The organism is Nonomuraea marmarensis (assembly GCF_043197025.1).
GTDB lineage: Bacteria > Actinomycetota > Actinomycetes > Streptosporangiales > Streptosporangiaceae > Nonomuraea > Nonomuraea marmarensis.
The window spans coordinates 241,174-255,282 of sequence record NZ_JBICRM010000007.1 but is presented as its reverse complement, the minus strand read 5'-3'; the positions used below and the strand labels follow the sequence as shown (position 1 = coordinate 255,282).

The 14,109-nt window shown below is 70.0% G+C and carries 14 protein-coding genes; 10 read left to right on the top strand and 4 right to left on the bottom strand.

The window, feature by feature from the left end; all coding sequences use genetic code 11:
• Positions 1-130: 130 nt before the first annotated feature.
• The 6 genes from ACFLIM_RS14220 (at position 131) to ACFLIM_RS14195 (ending at position 6,243) form a co-directional block, all read left to right on the top strand.
• Positions 131-1,462, top strand: coding sequence for an ABC transporter substrate-binding protein (locus tag ACFLIM_RS14220; RefSeq protein ID WP_393165288.1), 1,332 nt, complete (start codon positions 131-133; stop codon positions 1,460-1,462).
• Positions 1,462-2,376 carry a carbohydrate ABC transporter permease gene (locus ACFLIM_RS14215; RefSeq protein ID WP_393165286.1) on the top strand — a complete coding sequence of 305 codons (915 nt, stop codon included), beginning with the start codon at positions 1,462-1,464 and terminating at the stop codon, positions 2,374-2,376. Before ACFLIM_RS14220 ends, ACFLIM_RS14215 begins: the two co-directional genes overlap by 1 nt.
• On the top strand, positions 2,373-3,182 hold the full coding sequence (locus ACFLIM_RS14210; protein WP_393165284.1) for a carbohydrate ABC transporter permease: 810 nt from the start codon (positions 2,373-2,375) through the stop codon (positions 3,180-3,182). The genes ACFLIM_RS14215 and ACFLIM_RS14210 overlap by 4 nt, the downstream gene beginning before the upstream one ends.
• Positions 3,183-3,185: 3 nt before the next feature.
• Positions 3,186-5,339, top strand: coding sequence for a family 43 glycosylhydrolase (locus ACFLIM_RS14205; RefSeq protein ID WP_393165283.1), 2,154 nt, complete (start codon positions 3,186-3,188; stop codon positions 5,337-5,339).
• Positions 5,340-5,423: 84 nt separating this feature from the next.
• A complete protein-coding gene (locus ACFLIM_RS14200; protein WP_393165281.1) occupies positions 5,424-5,906 on the top strand; it encodes a hypothetical protein in 483 nt (160 codons plus the stop codon).
• Complete coding sequence (locus ACFLIM_RS14195; RefSeq protein WP_393165280.1) at positions 5,893-6,243, top strand: hypothetical protein; 351 nt, start codon at positions 5,893-5,895, stop codon at positions 6,241-6,243. Before ACFLIM_RS14200 ends, ACFLIM_RS14195 begins: the two co-directional genes overlap by 14 nt.
• Before the next feature lie 4 nt (positions 6,244-6,247).
• Here ACFLIM_RS14195 and ACFLIM_RS14190 read toward each other — a convergent pair whose 3' ends face one another.
• The 4 genes from ACFLIM_RS14190 to ACFLIM_RS14175 all read right to left on the bottom strand — a co-directional run bounded on the left by ACFLIM_RS14190 (position 6,248) and on the right by ACFLIM_RS14175 (position 10,742).
• Positions 6,248-6,556, bottom strand: a complete 309-nt coding sequence (locus ACFLIM_RS14190) for a YbaB/EbfC family nucleoid-associated protein (protein WP_393165278.1) — start codon at positions 6,554-6,556, stop codon at positions 6,248-6,250.
• Positions 6,557-6,569: 13 nt separating this feature from the next.
• On the bottom strand, positions 6,570-7,448 hold the full coding sequence (locus ACFLIM_RS14185; protein WP_393165277.1) for a WXG100-like domain-containing protein: 879 nt from the start codon (positions 7,446-7,448) through the stop codon (positions 6,570-6,572).
• A complete protein-coding gene (locus ACFLIM_RS14180) occupies positions 7,448-7,819 on the bottom strand; it encodes a hypothetical protein (RefSeq protein WP_393165275.1) in 372 nt (123 codons plus the stop codon). The genes ACFLIM_RS14185 and ACFLIM_RS14180 overlap by 1 nt, the downstream gene beginning before the upstream one ends.
• 64 nt (positions 7,820-7,883) lie before the next feature.
• Entirely contained in the window at positions 7,884-10,742 is a 2,859-nt protein-coding gene (locus ACFLIM_RS14175) for a hybrid sensor histidine kinase/response regulator (RefSeq protein ID WP_393165274.1), read from the bottom strand.
• 158 nt (positions 10,743-10,900) lie between these two features.
• On the opposite strand from ACFLIM_RS14175, the gene ACFLIM_RS14170 reads away from it, so the two are divergent.
• The 4 genes from ACFLIM_RS14170 (at position 10,901) to ACFLIM_RS14155 (ending at position 14,109) form a co-directional block, all read left to right on the top strand.
• A complete protein-coding gene (locus tag ACFLIM_RS14170; protein WP_393165272.1) occupies positions 10,901-11,587 on the top strand; it encodes a response regulator in 687 nt (228 codons plus the stop codon).
• On the top strand, positions 11,584-12,411 hold the full coding sequence (locus ACFLIM_RS14165; protein WP_393165270.1) for a glutamate ABC transporter substrate-binding protein: 828 nt from the start codon (positions 11,584-11,586) through the stop codon (positions 12,409-12,411). Before ACFLIM_RS14170 ends, ACFLIM_RS14165 begins: the two co-directional genes overlap by 4 nt.
• Before the next feature lie 114 nt (positions 12,412-12,525).
• The gene (locus ACFLIM_RS14160) at positions 12,526-13,269 is read left to right on the top strand and encodes an amino acid ABC transporter ATP-binding protein (RefSeq protein WP_393165268.1); all 744 of its coding nucleotides are present in this window, start codon (positions 12,526-12,528) and stop codon (positions 13,267-13,269) included.
• A gap of 9 nt (positions 13,270-13,278) precedes the next feature.
• Positions 13,279-14,109 (top strand): glutamate ABC transporter substrate-binding protein, encoded by an 831-nt coding sequence (locus tag ACFLIM_RS14155; protein WP_393165267.1) that lies wholly within the window; start codon positions 13,279-13,281, stop codon positions 14,107-14,109.

The window sequence follows — 14,109 nt, the reverse complement described above, 5'->3', positions numbered from 1 at the left end:
ACCCCCTTCTGCTGCGAAGACCCTACAGCTTCCGGTTTACAACGCTGTAACGAACTTCGCCAGCCATATTTACAACGTTAGAACCAACGATGTAGAACGGGGCAACATGACATGGGCAGGAGTGATTCACATGTCCCTGGACAACCTCACCCGGCGACGCGCACTCGGACTCGGCCTCGGCGCCCTGGTCCTCACCGGATGCGGCGGGGGCGGCGGCCCGAGACAGGCGGCCCAGCAGACCGGCGCACAGGCCACGGCGGCGCCCACCGAATACACGGGGCCCGCGGTCTCCCTCGCCTTCTGGAACGGCTTCACCGGCGGCGACGGCCCGTTCATGAAGAAGCTGGTCGAGCAGTTCAACGGCGCGCACCCGAACATCAAGATCACGATGAACGTCTACCAGTGGGCCGACTACTACGCGAAGGTCCCGGCGGCGGTCTCCGCAGGTAAGGGGCCCGACCTCGGCATCATGCACGTCGACAGCGTGGCCACGAACGCGGCCCGCCAGGTGGTGCTGCCGCTCGACGACGTGGCCAAGTCGCTCGGCCTGACCGAGGCCGACTTCTCCCCGCCGGTCTGGCAGGCCGGCGTCTACAAGGGCGCGCGGTACTCCATCCCGCTCGACGTGCACCCGCTCGGCATGTTCTACAACAAGACCGTCCTGACCAAGGCGGGGCTCGACCCGGACAACCCGCCCAAGACCGGCGAGGAATATCTGGCCGCGCTCGAAACCCTGAAGAAGGCCGGCGTGCAGGGTCACTGGGCGACGCCGTTCCCGTTCACCGGGAGCATGCAGTTCGGCAGCCTGCTCTACCAGCACGGCGGGCAGTTGTTCGCCGGCGACGCCAGCGTGTCCCGCTTCGCCGAGGACCCCGGCGTACAGGCGCTGTCCTGGCTGGTCGATCTGGTCAACAAGGGCTACAGCCCCAAGAACGTGGGCCAGGACGCCGACTTCATCGCCCTGCAGAACGGCAAGGCCGCCTTCAACTGGAACGGCATCTGGTCCATCAACACCCTGCGCGAGGTCAAGGACCTGGAGTGGGGCGTGGCGCCGTTGCCGCAGATCGGCTCGCAGCCGGCGGCGTGGGCGGGCTCGCACCAGTTCGTGGTGTTCAAGCAGCGCAAGCCCGACCAGAACAAGCTGACCGCGGCCAAGGTATTCATCAACTGGATCAGCGGCCACTCGATCGAATGGGCCAAGGCGGGACAGGTGCCCGCGCGCAAGAGCATCCGGGACGGCGCGGAGTTCCAGGCGCTGAAGGAGCAGGCGGCGATCGGCTCCCAGATCGACCACCTGTACTTCCTGCCGTCCGTGGCGGGGATCGGCGACGCCTCGGCCGTGGTCGACCAGGCCGTCAACGCGGCCATCCTGCTCAAGAAGAGCCCCAAGGACGCGCTCACCGAGGCGGCCGCCAAGGCGGACAAGGTCCTGGAGCAGAACCGGAAGAAGTACGGCGCCTGATGGTCACGCTCACCGCGAAGGCCGCCGCCACCACCCGGGCGACCGCGGTCCCACGGTCGGGGCGGGCCACGCCGTACCTGTTCCTGGCCCCGTACCTGGTGTTGTTCTGCGTGTTCGTGCTGGCGCCGGCGATCTTCGGGCTCTGGATGAGCCTGCACGACTGGGACTACCTGCTCGAAGGCAGGCCGTTCGTGGGGCTGGACAACTACACCGCGCTGTTCGACCGGGAGTCGGCCGTCTACGCCGACTTCTGGATGTCGATGCGGGCCACCGGGATCTTCACGCTGTTCAGCGTGCCGTTCCTGGTGGTGCTGCCGCTGGGGATGGCGCTGCTGCTCAACCGGCCCTTCCGGGGTAGGACGTTCTTCCGCGGGCTGTTCTTCGCCCCGTACGTGCTGGGCGTCGCCGTGGTCTCCCTGATGTGGCGGCTGCTGCTCGACCCGAACCTCGGCCTCATCGACTCGCTGCTCGGCACCGACATCGCCTGGACGACGGCCGTGCCCTGGGCGTGGGTGGCGCTGGTCGGCGTCACCGTCTGGTGGACCATCGGCTTCAACGGCGTGATCTACCTCGCGGGCCTGCAGGACATCCCGCGCGAGTTGTACGACGCGGCCAAGGTGGACGGCGCGGGCAAATGGGATGAGTTCCGCTACGTGACGTTGCCCGGGTTGCGGCCTGTGGCGTTGTTCGTGGTGACGACGACCATCCTGGCCTCGGCCAACATGTTCGGCCAGTCGTATCTGCTGACCCAGGGCGCGCCGGGCGACGAGACCAGGACCGCGATCTTCTACATCCTCGATCAGGGCCTGGCCCAGTACAAGATGGGCAGCGCCGCGGCGATGAGCTACGTGCTCACGCTCGTCCTGATCCTGGTCAGCGTGGTCAACTTCCGGTTGTTCAGGGGGCGCTCGTGAAGCGTTACACGCTGCTGCTCGCGCTGGCCGTGGTCTTCGTGGCGCCGTTGTTGTGGGCGCTGGGCACGTCGCTGAAGAGCAAGTCGGAGGCGACCCGGGTGCCGCCCACGTTGTTCCCGGCCGAGCCGGCGACCACCGCCTACGGCACCCTTTTCGAGGGCACGACGCAGACGCCGGTGTTGCGCTGGTTCGCCAACAGCCTGATCGCCGCCACCGGGCACATGGTGCTCGTGCTGGTGGTCTCGTCGCTGGCCGCGTACGCGCTGGCCAGGCTGGAGTTCCGGGGCAAGCGGCTGATGTTCGCCGTCATCGTGGGCACGCTGCTGGTGCCGGGATTCGTCTTCCTCATCCCGCAGTTCCTGATCATCGACCAGCTGGGCTGGCTCGACAGCCTGACCGCGCTGATCGTGCCTGGCGCGGCGGGCGCGTTCGGGGTGTTCTTCCTGCGGCAGTTCTTCCTCGGTCTGCCCCGCGAACTGGACGAGGCCGCGCTGATCGAGGGGGCCAACCACTGGCACATCTTCCTGCGGGTCACGTTGCCGCTGTCGAAGCCCGCGCTGGCCACGCTCGCGGTGCTGAGCTTCCTGTCCAACTGGAACGAGTTCATCTGGCCGATCTTCGTGATCTTCAGCCCGGAGTACTTCACGCTCCCGCCCGGGCTGTCCATCCTCCAGGGGGCCTACACGATCGACTATCCGGTGATCATGGCGGGCGCGGTGCTGGCCGGTGTTCCGGTGCTGATCCTGTTCGCGCTGACGCAGCGCTACGTCATCGAAGGCATCTCCCGCAGTGGGCTGAAAGGCTGATAAATGCGCATCGCAGTGGTCGCCTCGCTGGTCATGTCGCTGTTCACGAGTCCCTCGTACGGCAATCCGGTGTCGCAAGGGTTCGCCGACACCTTCGCCGACCCAGCCGTGATCCGGGGGCTCGACGGCTACTGGTACTCCTACGGCACCTCCGACCCGCTGCGCGAAGGCGAGGGCGAACATCACCGCCTGCCCATCGCGCGCTCCAGCGACCTGGTCACCTGGACATATGCAGGCGACGCGTTCGGCGCGGACAACCTGCCGCCGTACGCTGATCCGAGCAGCCTGCTCTGGGCGCCCGACGTCCGCTACCTCGACGGCCGCTACGTCATGTACTTCACGGTCACCAACACCACGGCGACCCCGCACCCGTGGGACTTCTCGATCGGCGCGGCCACCGCGCCCACGCCGACCGGCCCGTGGACGCATCAGTCCGCGCCGCTGGTGCCGCCGCGCCCGTCCGGGGACTCGTACTGGAACACGATCGACCCGGCGCAGTTCACCGATATCGACGGCCGGAAATATCTCTACTTCGGCGGATTTTTCGGTGGATTGTGGGTGACGGAGTTGTCGCCGGACGGGCTGGGGACCGTCGGGCAGCCGACCCAGGTGGCCATCGACAACAAGTTCGAGGGCTCGTACGTCGTACGTCACGACGGCTTCTACTACCTGCTGGCCTCCTCGGCGAATTGCTGCGCGGGCCCCACCACCGGCTACTCGGTGCTGGCCGGACGCGCCACCAGCCCGCGCGGGCCGTTCACCGACCGCGAGGGAGTGCCCCTGCTCGCGTCCCGGGCGGGCGGCACCCCGGTCCTCGACCAGAACGGCAACAAGTGGATCGGCACCGGCCACCACGCCCAGCTCACCGACCTGGCCGGGCAGGACTGGATGCTGTACCACGCGATCGACCGGGCCGACCCCTTCCTGGACGATCCGTACGGCATCAACGAACGACCCATGCTGCTCGACCGGCTCGACTGGATCGACGGGTGGCCGGTCGTGCGAGCGGGCGCCGGGCCGTCGGAGCGGTCTGACGAAAAGCCGGTCACGCGCGGGTTCGTGAACGAGCCTTTCTCCGGTGGCCTCTCGGGCTGGCGAGACACGGACGGCTGGACGGTACAGGACGGATTTGTCCGGCATGCGGGTGCCCGGGCCACGCTGGAGTCCAGGAAAGGCGTCGGGGGTGACGTTCGCGCCGAGACCGATCTGCGGTTTGCGGGGCAGGCGGCCGGGTTGCGCATCGGCGCGGCGACCGTACTGGTGTCCGGGGACGGGCTGACCGTCACGGCGGGCGGGGCGCGGCGCACGGCTGCCCTGCCGGGAGGAGCCGCCACCTGGCGGAACCTGGCCGTCACCGTCAAGGGCCGGACGATCAACGCCGAGGTGACCTCGGCCCGGCTCGGCGATCCGCAGGCGAGCATGCGGCTGGACTCGCCGGTTCCGCTGTCCGGCGCGTTCGGGCTGGTCGCCGAGGGGGCGGCCGACTTCGACAACGTCAGCGCGACCCCGTTGGCCAAGCCCGTCACCCGCCCGGCGCCGGTGCCCCGGCCGGGCGCGCTGCTCGACGCCGACGAGTTCGACCGCCCGGACGGCGCGTGGCAGTGGGTGCGCCAGGACCCGGCCGCCCGCGTGTCCGGGGGTGCGCTGCGCTGGCCGGTGCAGGGCTCCGACCTGGTCGGGGAGGCCAACACCGCGAGCGTGCTGCTGCGCACCCCGCCGCCCGGCGACTACGTCGCGGAGACCAAGGTGACGCTCGACCTGGGGGAGGACACCGTACGGAACTACCAGCAGGCGGGGCTGGTCGCCTACGTCTCCGACGACGACTTCGCCCGGCTCAGCCAGGTGGCCATCTGGAACACCCGGCAGGTCGAGTACGGCCGGGAGTTGCCGTTCGCGGCCCGCCTGTCGTATGGCGGGAACATCGTCGGCCCTCCGGCGAAGACCACCTGGCTCAGGCTCGCCCACCACGTGGATCCGGTCAGCGGGGAGCACGAGTTCCGCGCCGGGTCCAGCCGCGACGGGCGGACGTGGACGTGGGGCGGGGTGTGGACGTTCGGCAAGAACACGTCGCCGCGCATCGGCCTGGTGGCACATGGTGGGGCGCAGCCGGCGGTCGAGGCCGAGTTCGACTACGTACGCTTTTACCGGAGTAGGTGATCGCCTGTCGGGAGGTCCGCGAATGGGGACGCTATAGACATAGGTGATCACAAAAGCCCGCGAAGCCCGGTAAGTTGGCGGCTCGTGTCTTGGAGATCGCGATTATGGTGGGCCGCCGCACTGGCCCTGGCCGCCGCCGGGTCGGCTTACGCCTTCTCGCTGCGAGACGAGGCCTTCAGCTTCGGCTTCTTCGGTTACGGCTCCTGCCCCGGTAATTCGCTCTACCTCTTCGAGGGGTACCGCATCGGGATGGTGAACCAGTACCTGCCGCTGGTGTGGTTCGGGGGCGCGCCGGCCGTGGTGCTCGCCTTCGCGGCGCACTTGCTGGGCACCAGGCTGGGGCGCCCGCGGGCCGGGCGGGTGGTGGCGCGGGTGCTCGCCGTCGTCCTCCTGGCCGCTCACGCCGCGGCACCGCTGGCCTTCGGCGTGGACGTGGCTGTCGACCGCGCGTGCCTCCAGGTCTGGCGCGAGATGTGGTTCCTCCTCACCCCCGACGTCGCGCCCACGCTGGCCGCGCTGTGCGTGCTGGCGGCGGTGCGGCTGCCCAGGCACCATGCTGCACGGTGACCTGGTGGGCACCGCGCCGGGATACATGGAGATCGACTTCCACTCCGACTACGAGGTCTGCGTCACCACGGAGACCTACAAGCGCCGGCCCCCGGTCGAGGTCAAGGGCTGGGACAAGGTGATCGAGGTCGGATACCAGAGCCCCACGGGAGGCTTCGTGCTGATGGACCCGTTCTACGGCCCAGGCGAGTTGCCGAACCTCGCCTTCCGCGGCAAGGGTCACTACCGCGTGCGAGTCCACTACCGCGAGCCCGACTGGGAGGCCTTCACTCCGCAGCACCTCCTGGTCATGGTCTATCCGGGCGGCGGCGACCAGGTGATCGATCTCAAGGACTGAGCGGTCAGGGCTCGAAGAGGGTCCGGGCGAGGTCGAAGGACTGGGCGGCCACGTCCTCCTCGGCCTGCCCGAACGCCTCGACGATCGCCTCGGCCAGGTCCTGCGAGCCCAGCCGCATGGCCCGGGGATCGATGCGCAGCGCGGCCAGCGAACCGGTGGGCGTGAGCTCGACCGCGACCTGGCCACCTGCGCTCTCGCCGCGCCCCCTGATCTCCTCCAGCCCGCGGCTCACCTCCTCGAATCCCGCCGTGCGCGCCGCCAGCTCCGCCAGCGCACGGTCGATCTCCGGGTCGCCGGAACGCGGTGTCGTCATCGCGGGTCCTCACTCAACGTTTGAAGATGAACGCCCTGGGCGCGTGCGCCAGTGCCGAGCGCAGGGCGCCTTCGTCGGTCAGCGACCCGCTGGCGACGAGCGGGTAGACGGTGGCGGCCGACAGGGTGCGCCGGAAGAACTTGCCCGACGGGCCCGTGCCCAGCAGCGCCTCCGTGACCCGGGTGGCGGGAAAGAACCTGCGTACGTCGCTCAGGGCCTTGATGCCGCCGTTGTAGGCTATCTCGGCGGCGAAGTGCTTGCCCGCGTACTCCCAGAGGTTGCCCATCGGCTGGCCGGTGGCCGCGGAGCCGGCCGCGTGCACGCCGGTCTTGAGCCCGGTCCACAGGACGGAGTCCGCCAGCGCGTCGAGCCCCTCCCGTACCAGGTAGTTGCCCACCCGGAACTTGCCGATCCGCTGCCGGAGGATCAGCTGGGTGATCTTCTGGAAGATGGTGCGCTCCAGCTTGGCCCTGGCCACCAGCCACTTGAACGCCCGCTCCGCCGCGATCCTGGCCGCCGGGTACACGAAGCCGAACATCATCGTGAACGCCATGGCGGCGAGCTGGGTGCCGATGATCCGGAGTTGCTCCCTGTGCTGCTCCACCGCGTCGGCGTACTCGTCGCAGCCGGCGGCCAGCTCCCGCAACTCCTCCTGGAGCGCGGCGTAGCGGGGGGCCAGCTCGTACGGCCACACGTCCGCGAAGCGGTCCACGGCCCGGCTGTCGTTCGCCTCGCGAACACCGGCCACGCCGGTCCCGGTCCGTTGCGCCAGGGTGCCGATGGCGTCGGCGAACGCGCGCAGCTGCTCGGCCCGTGCCCGCAGGTTGGTCACGTCGGCCACGGGCACGTGTACGCCGGCGAACCAGGCGAGCGCCTGGAACGGATCGATCATCAGGCGCCTTCCCGGCGCGGCGGAGCCTGCGGGATCGGTGGCTCGGGGATGTCCGGGATCACCGGCAGCGTGTTGATGATCCGCTGCTCCAGGAAGTCCCACAACTTGTCGAAGTCGCGCAGGTTCGCCGCCCACGCGAAGTTCTTGTCGGCGATGAGGGCCATGGCCTTGGTCAGGGAGTCGTAGCCGTCCTCGTACCACTCGGCGAACGCGCGGCCGTCCTCGTCGTCGCCGACCAGGGAGGAGGTGGTCCCCATCGACGTGGACGAGCGCCGTAGCGCCTCCACGTCGTCGCCGATCTTGTCGAAGAGCGTGGCCAGCCCGCGGATCGACGTCCAGTCGATCTGGACCCGATCTCCGAGGTCCGGCATGAGCGCCCCCAAACAGGCATGATCAATGACATACGCACATTAACGGGGACAAATTTCGCCGGTGTTAATTTCGGGAATACGAAGTGTTCATCCAGGACGGGGTTTCCTGGAGCAGCTCGTACAGCTCGTCGAGGGGCTCCTGCTCGATGGCGCCCGTACGTGCCAGGTCCTCGACGCGCTGGCACAGCGCGGCCTCGCGGGCGGCGCCGACGGTCGCGCAGCCGCCCTTGAGCCGGTGCGCGAGCGCGGCCACCTCCGGCAGGTCCCCGGCCTGAGCCGCCTGCCTGAGCTCGTCGAACGTGCGCATGGCGGTCGCGACGTAGGCCGCCCCGACGTCCGCCAGCGCATCCGGCGACAGGCCCGCCAGCTCGGGCGGGAGTCCGGCGGACGCGGCCCACTCCGGGATCCTGGCGAGCACGCGCGGCCAGTCCACCGGCTTGGCCAGGTGATCGTCCATGCCCGCCGCCAGGCACCTGATCCGGTCGTCCGGCATCGCCGCCGCGGTCATCGCGATGATCGGGGTGTGCGCGTCCTCGCGCCTCCTGATCTCCGCGGTCGCGGTCAGGCCGTCCAGTACGGGCAGCTGGCAGTCCATGAACACCAGGTCGTAGCCGCCCGCCAGCACGGCCCGCATGGCCTGCTCGCCGTCGGCCACCACCTCGACCTCGTGCCCCGCCCGCCGCAGGACGAGCATCGCCACCTCCCGGCTCACCTCGTCGTCCTCGGCCACCAGGATGCGCGCTCCGCCGTCGGGCCCCGCGGCCTCCGCCCCGTTGCGCGGCTCGCCCGGGCACTCCGCGGTGCGCAGGGCGTTCTGGACGGCGGCGAGCAGGCGGCGGCGGCTGAGCGGCCGGGTGATCGACTGCACGGTGCGCTCGTCCGCCCCGCCCGGCCAGGCGAACCCGGCCCGCCCCGGCGTGACGACCACGATGACGCTGGTGGCCTGGAGCAGCGGATCGGTCAGGATCGTATGGGCCAACGACTCGGACGCCTCGGTCTCGGTGGCCGTCGTGCCGAGGTCGAGGGCGACGACGGCCAGCTCGTACGGCGTGCCGCTGGTGGCGGCGGCCCGCAGCAGCGTCAGGGCGGACTCCTCGTCCCTGGTCTGCTCCACGTCGAGACCCGCGTCCGCCAGGAACCGCCCGGCCAGCGCCCGGTCCTCGGGCCGCGGGTCGGCGACCAGCGCGCGCCGCCCCTCCAGCTCCTCGGCCCCGGGCTCCGACCAGGTCAGCACGTCCACCGGCAGCCGCACCCAGAACCGGCTGCCCACCCCCTCCACGCTGTCCAGCCCGATCTGCCCGCCCATGAGCTCGGTGAGCTGCCTGCTGATCGCCAGGCCCAGGCCGCTGCCGCGGGTCCTGCGCGTGATGGCCGAGTCGACCTGCCGGAACACGCCGAACACCCCTTCCCGATCGTCGGGGCCCACCCCGATCCCGGTGTCGGCGACCGCGAACCTGAGCACCGCCCGCGACCCGCCCGGCTCGCCCTCGTCGAGCGTGACGTGCAGGTCCACGCCGCCCTGGACGGTGAACTTCAGCGCGTTGCCCACCACGTTCGTCAGCACCTGGCGCAACCGCGCGGGATCCCCCGCCACCTGCCGCGGCACGTCCTCGTCGAGCCGCAACGTGAGCCAGAGCCCCTGCTCGTACGCCTGCGGCGCGAACGGCGCCACCACCTCGTCGCACAACCGCGGCAGGTCGAACGGCGCCGCCTCCACCTGCAGATGCCCCGCCTCGATCTTGGACAGGTCGAGGAAGTCGTCCATCAGGCGCAACACGTTCTGGGCCGACTCCTGGGCGGTGGAGGCGTAGTGGCGCTGCTCGTCGTCCAGCCGGGTGCCCATGAGCAGGGAGTTCATGCCGAGTACGCCGTTGATCGGGGTGCGGATCTCGTGGCTGATCTTGCCCAGGAACTCGGACTTCGCCCTGGACGCGCTGACCGCCTCGTCCCTGGCGGCGGCCAGCTCGGCCGCGTACCTGGCCAGGGTGGCCTGCGCGCGGCGGCGGCCGCGGGTGGTGTGGATCTGCAGCCCCAGGCCGATGAGGATGAGCAGGGCCAGCAGCGCCGCGACGGTCAGCACGTTGGAACGCAGCCGCTCGGCCGAGGCCAGCGCCACGGCGGCGGACACCTCGGCGGTGACCGTCCAGCCGATGCCCGGGATCGGCTCCGACGCGGACAGGACCGTTCCGTCGACGCCGAGGAACTCGCCGTTCCAGCTGCGCCCGGCGAGCGCCGCGTCCACCCGCGGGTCCTCGCGCAGGGAGGTGAGGGCGTACAGGGTCCGGCCGGGGTCGGCGACGAGCACGCCGGCCTGGTCGGTGATCAGCAGCCGGATGTCCTGGGCCTCGGCGGCCTGCTTGGCGAACGTCTGGATGGCGTCCAGGCTGTAGACCACGGTGAGGATGCCGATCATGCGCTCGCCGTCCTCGCTCGGGATCGGCACGGCCACCGCGACGGCCCTGGACACGCCGTCCATCGTGGGCGTGTACGCCTGCGAGACGTGCGCCCCGCGCCGGTCGCGCACGGCGCGGTACCAGTCGGTGCTGGCGATGTCCTGGGGCAGCGCGCTCGACGGCTCCGCGCCCAGCATGCGGCCCTCCGGCGAGATCAGGATCAGCCCGCTCACGCCGTCGTCGCGCATCCGCTTCAGCTCGCCGAGGTAACCGCGCAGCGTGGCGGCGGTGGTGTGCCCGATGGCCGCACGCACCCGGGGCTGCTGCGCGAACGCGCTGACGAGCTGCTTGAGCGAGCCCATCTGCTGCTCCACCACGACCCGGCTGACCGAGGCGGTGGTCTTGACCCGGTCGACGACCTCGTCGCTCACCGCCCGCTCCGACAGGGAGATGCTGGAGGAGGTCAGCAGCGCCAGGGGAAGCAGGCCGAGCAGCGTCCACAGGGCCGTCACCGCGAGCAGCCATCTCACCGGCGTCCGTCCTCCCCTTCGTCGCTCGCCGTCCAGACTAGGAGGAAACGGACGCGCGGGGGAGGATGGTGGTGAGCAGAACGCGCAAAAGGCGATCTGATTTAACAAGAGCTGCCTAAGCTGCAATGATCCATATCTGTTGGACGAGGAGCGTGGCGATGCCTGACGCCAGGGACATCACCGTTCTCATCGTGGACGACGACCCGGTCGTCACCGCGGCCCTGCACGCGCAGGTGAACCGGGTGCTCGGGTTCAGGGTGGTGGGGATCGCGCACACCGGGCAGGCGGCGCTCGCCGCCGCGGGCCGGTTCGCGCCCCGGCTGATCCTGCTGGACCTGCACCTGCCCGACCTCCCCGGGCTGGAGGTGGCGCACCGGCTGCGCCGCTCCGATCAGCCGCCCGCCGACGTGATCGTGATCTCCGGCCATCACGAGTCGGCGGCGGTACGCGCGGCCATGCAGCACGGCGCGCTCTACTACCTCGTCAAGCCGACCAGGGCCGGCACCCTGGAGCAGACGCTGCTGCGGTACGCCGCCACGGTGGAGCAGCTCGCGGCGGGCGGCCGCTTCGCCGAGCAGCAGGAGATCGACCGGGTCTTCCGCTCGCTCCACCTCGACCAGTGCGCCCGGCCGAAGAGCATCTCCCCGGCGACCGAGCAGGCGGTCCTCGACGCGCTGGCCTCCGTCGAGGAGGACGTGTCGGCGCACGAGCTGGCCGGGATGATCGGCATCAGCCGCGCCACCGCCCGCCGTTACTTAGAGCACCTCGCCGAGCGCGGCCAGGTCGAGGGGCAGCCGAGGTACGGGCCGACCGGGCGGCCCCAGCACCGGTACCGCGTGCGGTGACCACGCTCAGGGCGCTGCTCGCCGTGCTGATGTGCCTCCTGGCCGCGGGCTGCGGCGAGGGCAACCCGTTCCCCGAGGGCTCGACCATGGCGCGCATCAGGGACCGCGGCGTCCTCACCGTCGGCATCAAGTTCGACCAGCCGATGTTCGGTTACAAGGACCCGGACAGCGGGCGGATCATCGGATTCGACGCGGAGATGGCCCGGATGGTCGCCAAGGACCTGACCGGCAGCGAGCGCAACATCCGCTTCGTCGAGACCGTGTCGCGCGAGCGGGAGAACTTCCTCGCCCAGCAGGTCGTGGACCTGGTCATCGCCACCTACTCGATCACGGAGGCGCGCGGCCGGCTGGTCGCCTTCACCGACCCCTACTACGTCGCCGGCCAGGACATCCTCGTCAGGTCCGGGGACACCAGCATCGGCGAGGCGTCGGACCTCGACGGCAAGAGCGTGTGCACGGCCAAGGGCTCCACCTCCGTCGATCGGCTGCGCGACGAGGTGCCCGGCGCCCACCTGGAGATCGTCGACGCCTACAGCGTGTGCGTGCCCGCGCTCATGGCCGGACGGGTCGACGCGCTCAGCACCGACGACACCATCCTGCTCGGCCTGCTGGCCCAGCATCCTGACACGCTGCGGCTGGTGGGCAAGCCGTTCGGGCGGGAGCCGTACGGGATGGGCGTGCGCAAGCAGGACACGGCCTTCCGCGACTACCTCAACGGGCTGATCGCCCGCTCCCTGCGCGACGGGCAGTGGGACCGGGCCTTCATGGCCACCATCGGCGTCTCAGGGGCGACGCCGAACCAGTCCAAACCCACCGGTAGCTGAGCAGCGGGGGCACCAGGCCCGCCAATCGCTGAGCAGAACGATCACAAGCCCTTAGCCGGAAACATGCGGCTCCTACGGTTACGCCAACGCTGACCGAGACAAGGAGCGTGACGTATGTCCGAGGCGGACCTGATCGTCCTGGACCAGGTCAACAAGCGCTACGGCGACCTCCACGTGCTCAGGGACGTCAACCTGAACGTCCGGCAGGGCGAGGTCGTCGTGATCATCGGCCCCTCCGGCGCGGGCAAGTCGACCCTGTGCCGCGCGATCAACCGGCTGGAGAGCATCGACTCCGGCACGATCAGCGTGGACGGCACGCCGCTGCCGGCGGAGGGACGCCAGCTCGCCCGGCTGCGCGCCGAGGTGGGCATGGTCTTCCAGTCGTTCAACCTCTTCGCCCACAAGACCGTCCTGGACAACGTCGTCCTCGGGCAGGTCCACGTGCTGAAGAGGCCCAAGGACGCCGCCGTGCGCAAGGCCCGCGAGCTGCTCGACCGGGTGGGCATCGGCGGCCAGGCGGCCAAGTTCCCCGCCCAGCTGTCCGGCGGCCAGCAGCAGCGGGTGGCCATCGCCCGCGCGCTGGCCATGGAGCCGAAGGTGATCCTCTTCGACGAGCCCACCTCGGCGCTCGACCCCGAGATGGTCAACGAGGTGCTCGAGGTCATGACCTCGCTCGCCCGAGACGGCATGACCATGGTCGTCGTCACCCACGAGATGGGCTTCGCCCGGCGGGCGGCCGACCGGGTCGTGTTCATGGCCGACGGCGAGATCGTCGAGCAGAACGCCCCCGACGCCTTCTTCGGCTCCCCGAGCAGCGAGCGCGCCCAGTCCTTCCTCGCCAAGATCCTCACCCACTAAGGAGCCAGCATGTTTGGCAGATCCCTCTATGCGACGTTCGCCGTGATCGCGTTGGCCGCCACCGCCTGCGGCGGCGGCCAGGAGAGCTACGCCTCCGTCGTGGACAAGGCCAAGAACGACAAGAAGCTGGTGATCGGCGTGAAGGCCGACCAGCCGGGGCTGGGCCTGCGCACGCCCGACGGCGCCTTCGCCGGGTTCGACATCGAGGTCGCCAAGTACGTGGCCAAGGCGCTCGGGGTCGAGCCGAAGGACATCACGTTCAAGGAGACCGTGTCGGCGAACCGGGAGGCGTTCATCGAGCAGGGTCAGGTGGACATGGTGGTGGCGACGTACTCGATCACCGACGCCAGGAAGCAGAAGGTGTCCTTCGCCGGCCCGTACTTCGTGGCCGGGCAGGACCTGCTGGTCAGGGCGGACGACGCGGCGCTGACCGGGCCCGAGACGCTGAACGGCAAGAAGTTGTGCTCGGTCGCCGGCTCGACCCCGGCGCAGAAGGTCAAGACGGAGTACGCCAAGGAGGTGCAGCTGCAGGAGGAGCGGACGTACTCGGCGTGCGTGGACCGAGTGCTCGGCGGCCAGCTCGACGCCATCACCACGGACAACGTCATCCTGGCCGGCTACGCCGCGCAGCACGCGGGCAAGCTCAAGGTGGTCGGCAAGACGTTCAGCACCGAGAAGTACGGCATCGGCCTGAAAAAGGATGACACGGCGGGGCGTAACGCGGTCAACGACGCGCTGACCAAGATGTTCACGGACGGCAGCTGGAAGAAGGCGCTGGAGGGCAGCGTCGGCGCCTCCGGCTTCCCCGTCCCGGCGGCCCCGCAGCTGGAGCGGTACTGA

Coding starts and splice junctions, on each gene's coding strand:
- ACFLIM_RS14220 (WP_393165288.1), top strand. CDS start 131: ATGTCCCTGGACAACCTCACCCGGCGACGCGCACTCGGACTCGGCCTC.
- ACFLIM_RS14215 (WP_393165286.1), top strand. CDS start 1,462: ATGGTCACGCTCACCGCGAAGGCCGCCGCCACCACCCGGGCGACCGCG.
- ACFLIM_RS14205 (WP_393165283.1), top strand. CDS start 3,186: ATGCGCATCGCAGTGGTCGCCTCGCTGGTCATGTCGCTGTTCACGAGT.
- ACFLIM_RS14195 (WP_393165280.1), top strand. CDS start 5,893: ATGCTGCACGGTGACCTGGTGGGCACCGCGCCGGGATACATGGAGATC.
- ACFLIM_RS14190 (WP_393165278.1), bottom strand. CDS start 6,556: ATGACGACACCGCGTTCCGGCGACCCGGAGATCGACCGTGCGCTGGCG.
- ACFLIM_RS14185 (WP_393165277.1), bottom strand. CDS start 7,448: ATGATCGATCCGTTCCAGGCGCTCGCCTGGTTCGCCGGCGTACACGTG.
- ACFLIM_RS14180 (WP_393165275.1), bottom strand. CDS start 7,819: ATGCCGGACCTCGGAGATCGGGTCCAGATCGACTGGACGTCGATCCGC.
- ACFLIM_RS14170 (WP_393165272.1), top strand. CDS start 10,901: ATGCCTGACGCCAGGGACATCACCGTTCTCATCGTGGACGACGACCCG.
- ACFLIM_RS14160 (WP_393165268.1), top strand. CDS start 12,526: ATGTCCGAGGCGGACCTGATCGTCCTGGACCAGGTCAACAAGCGCTAC.
- ACFLIM_RS14155 (WP_393165267.1), top strand. CDS start 13,279: ATGTTTGGCAGATCCCTCTATGCGACGTTCGCCGTGATCGCGTTGGCC.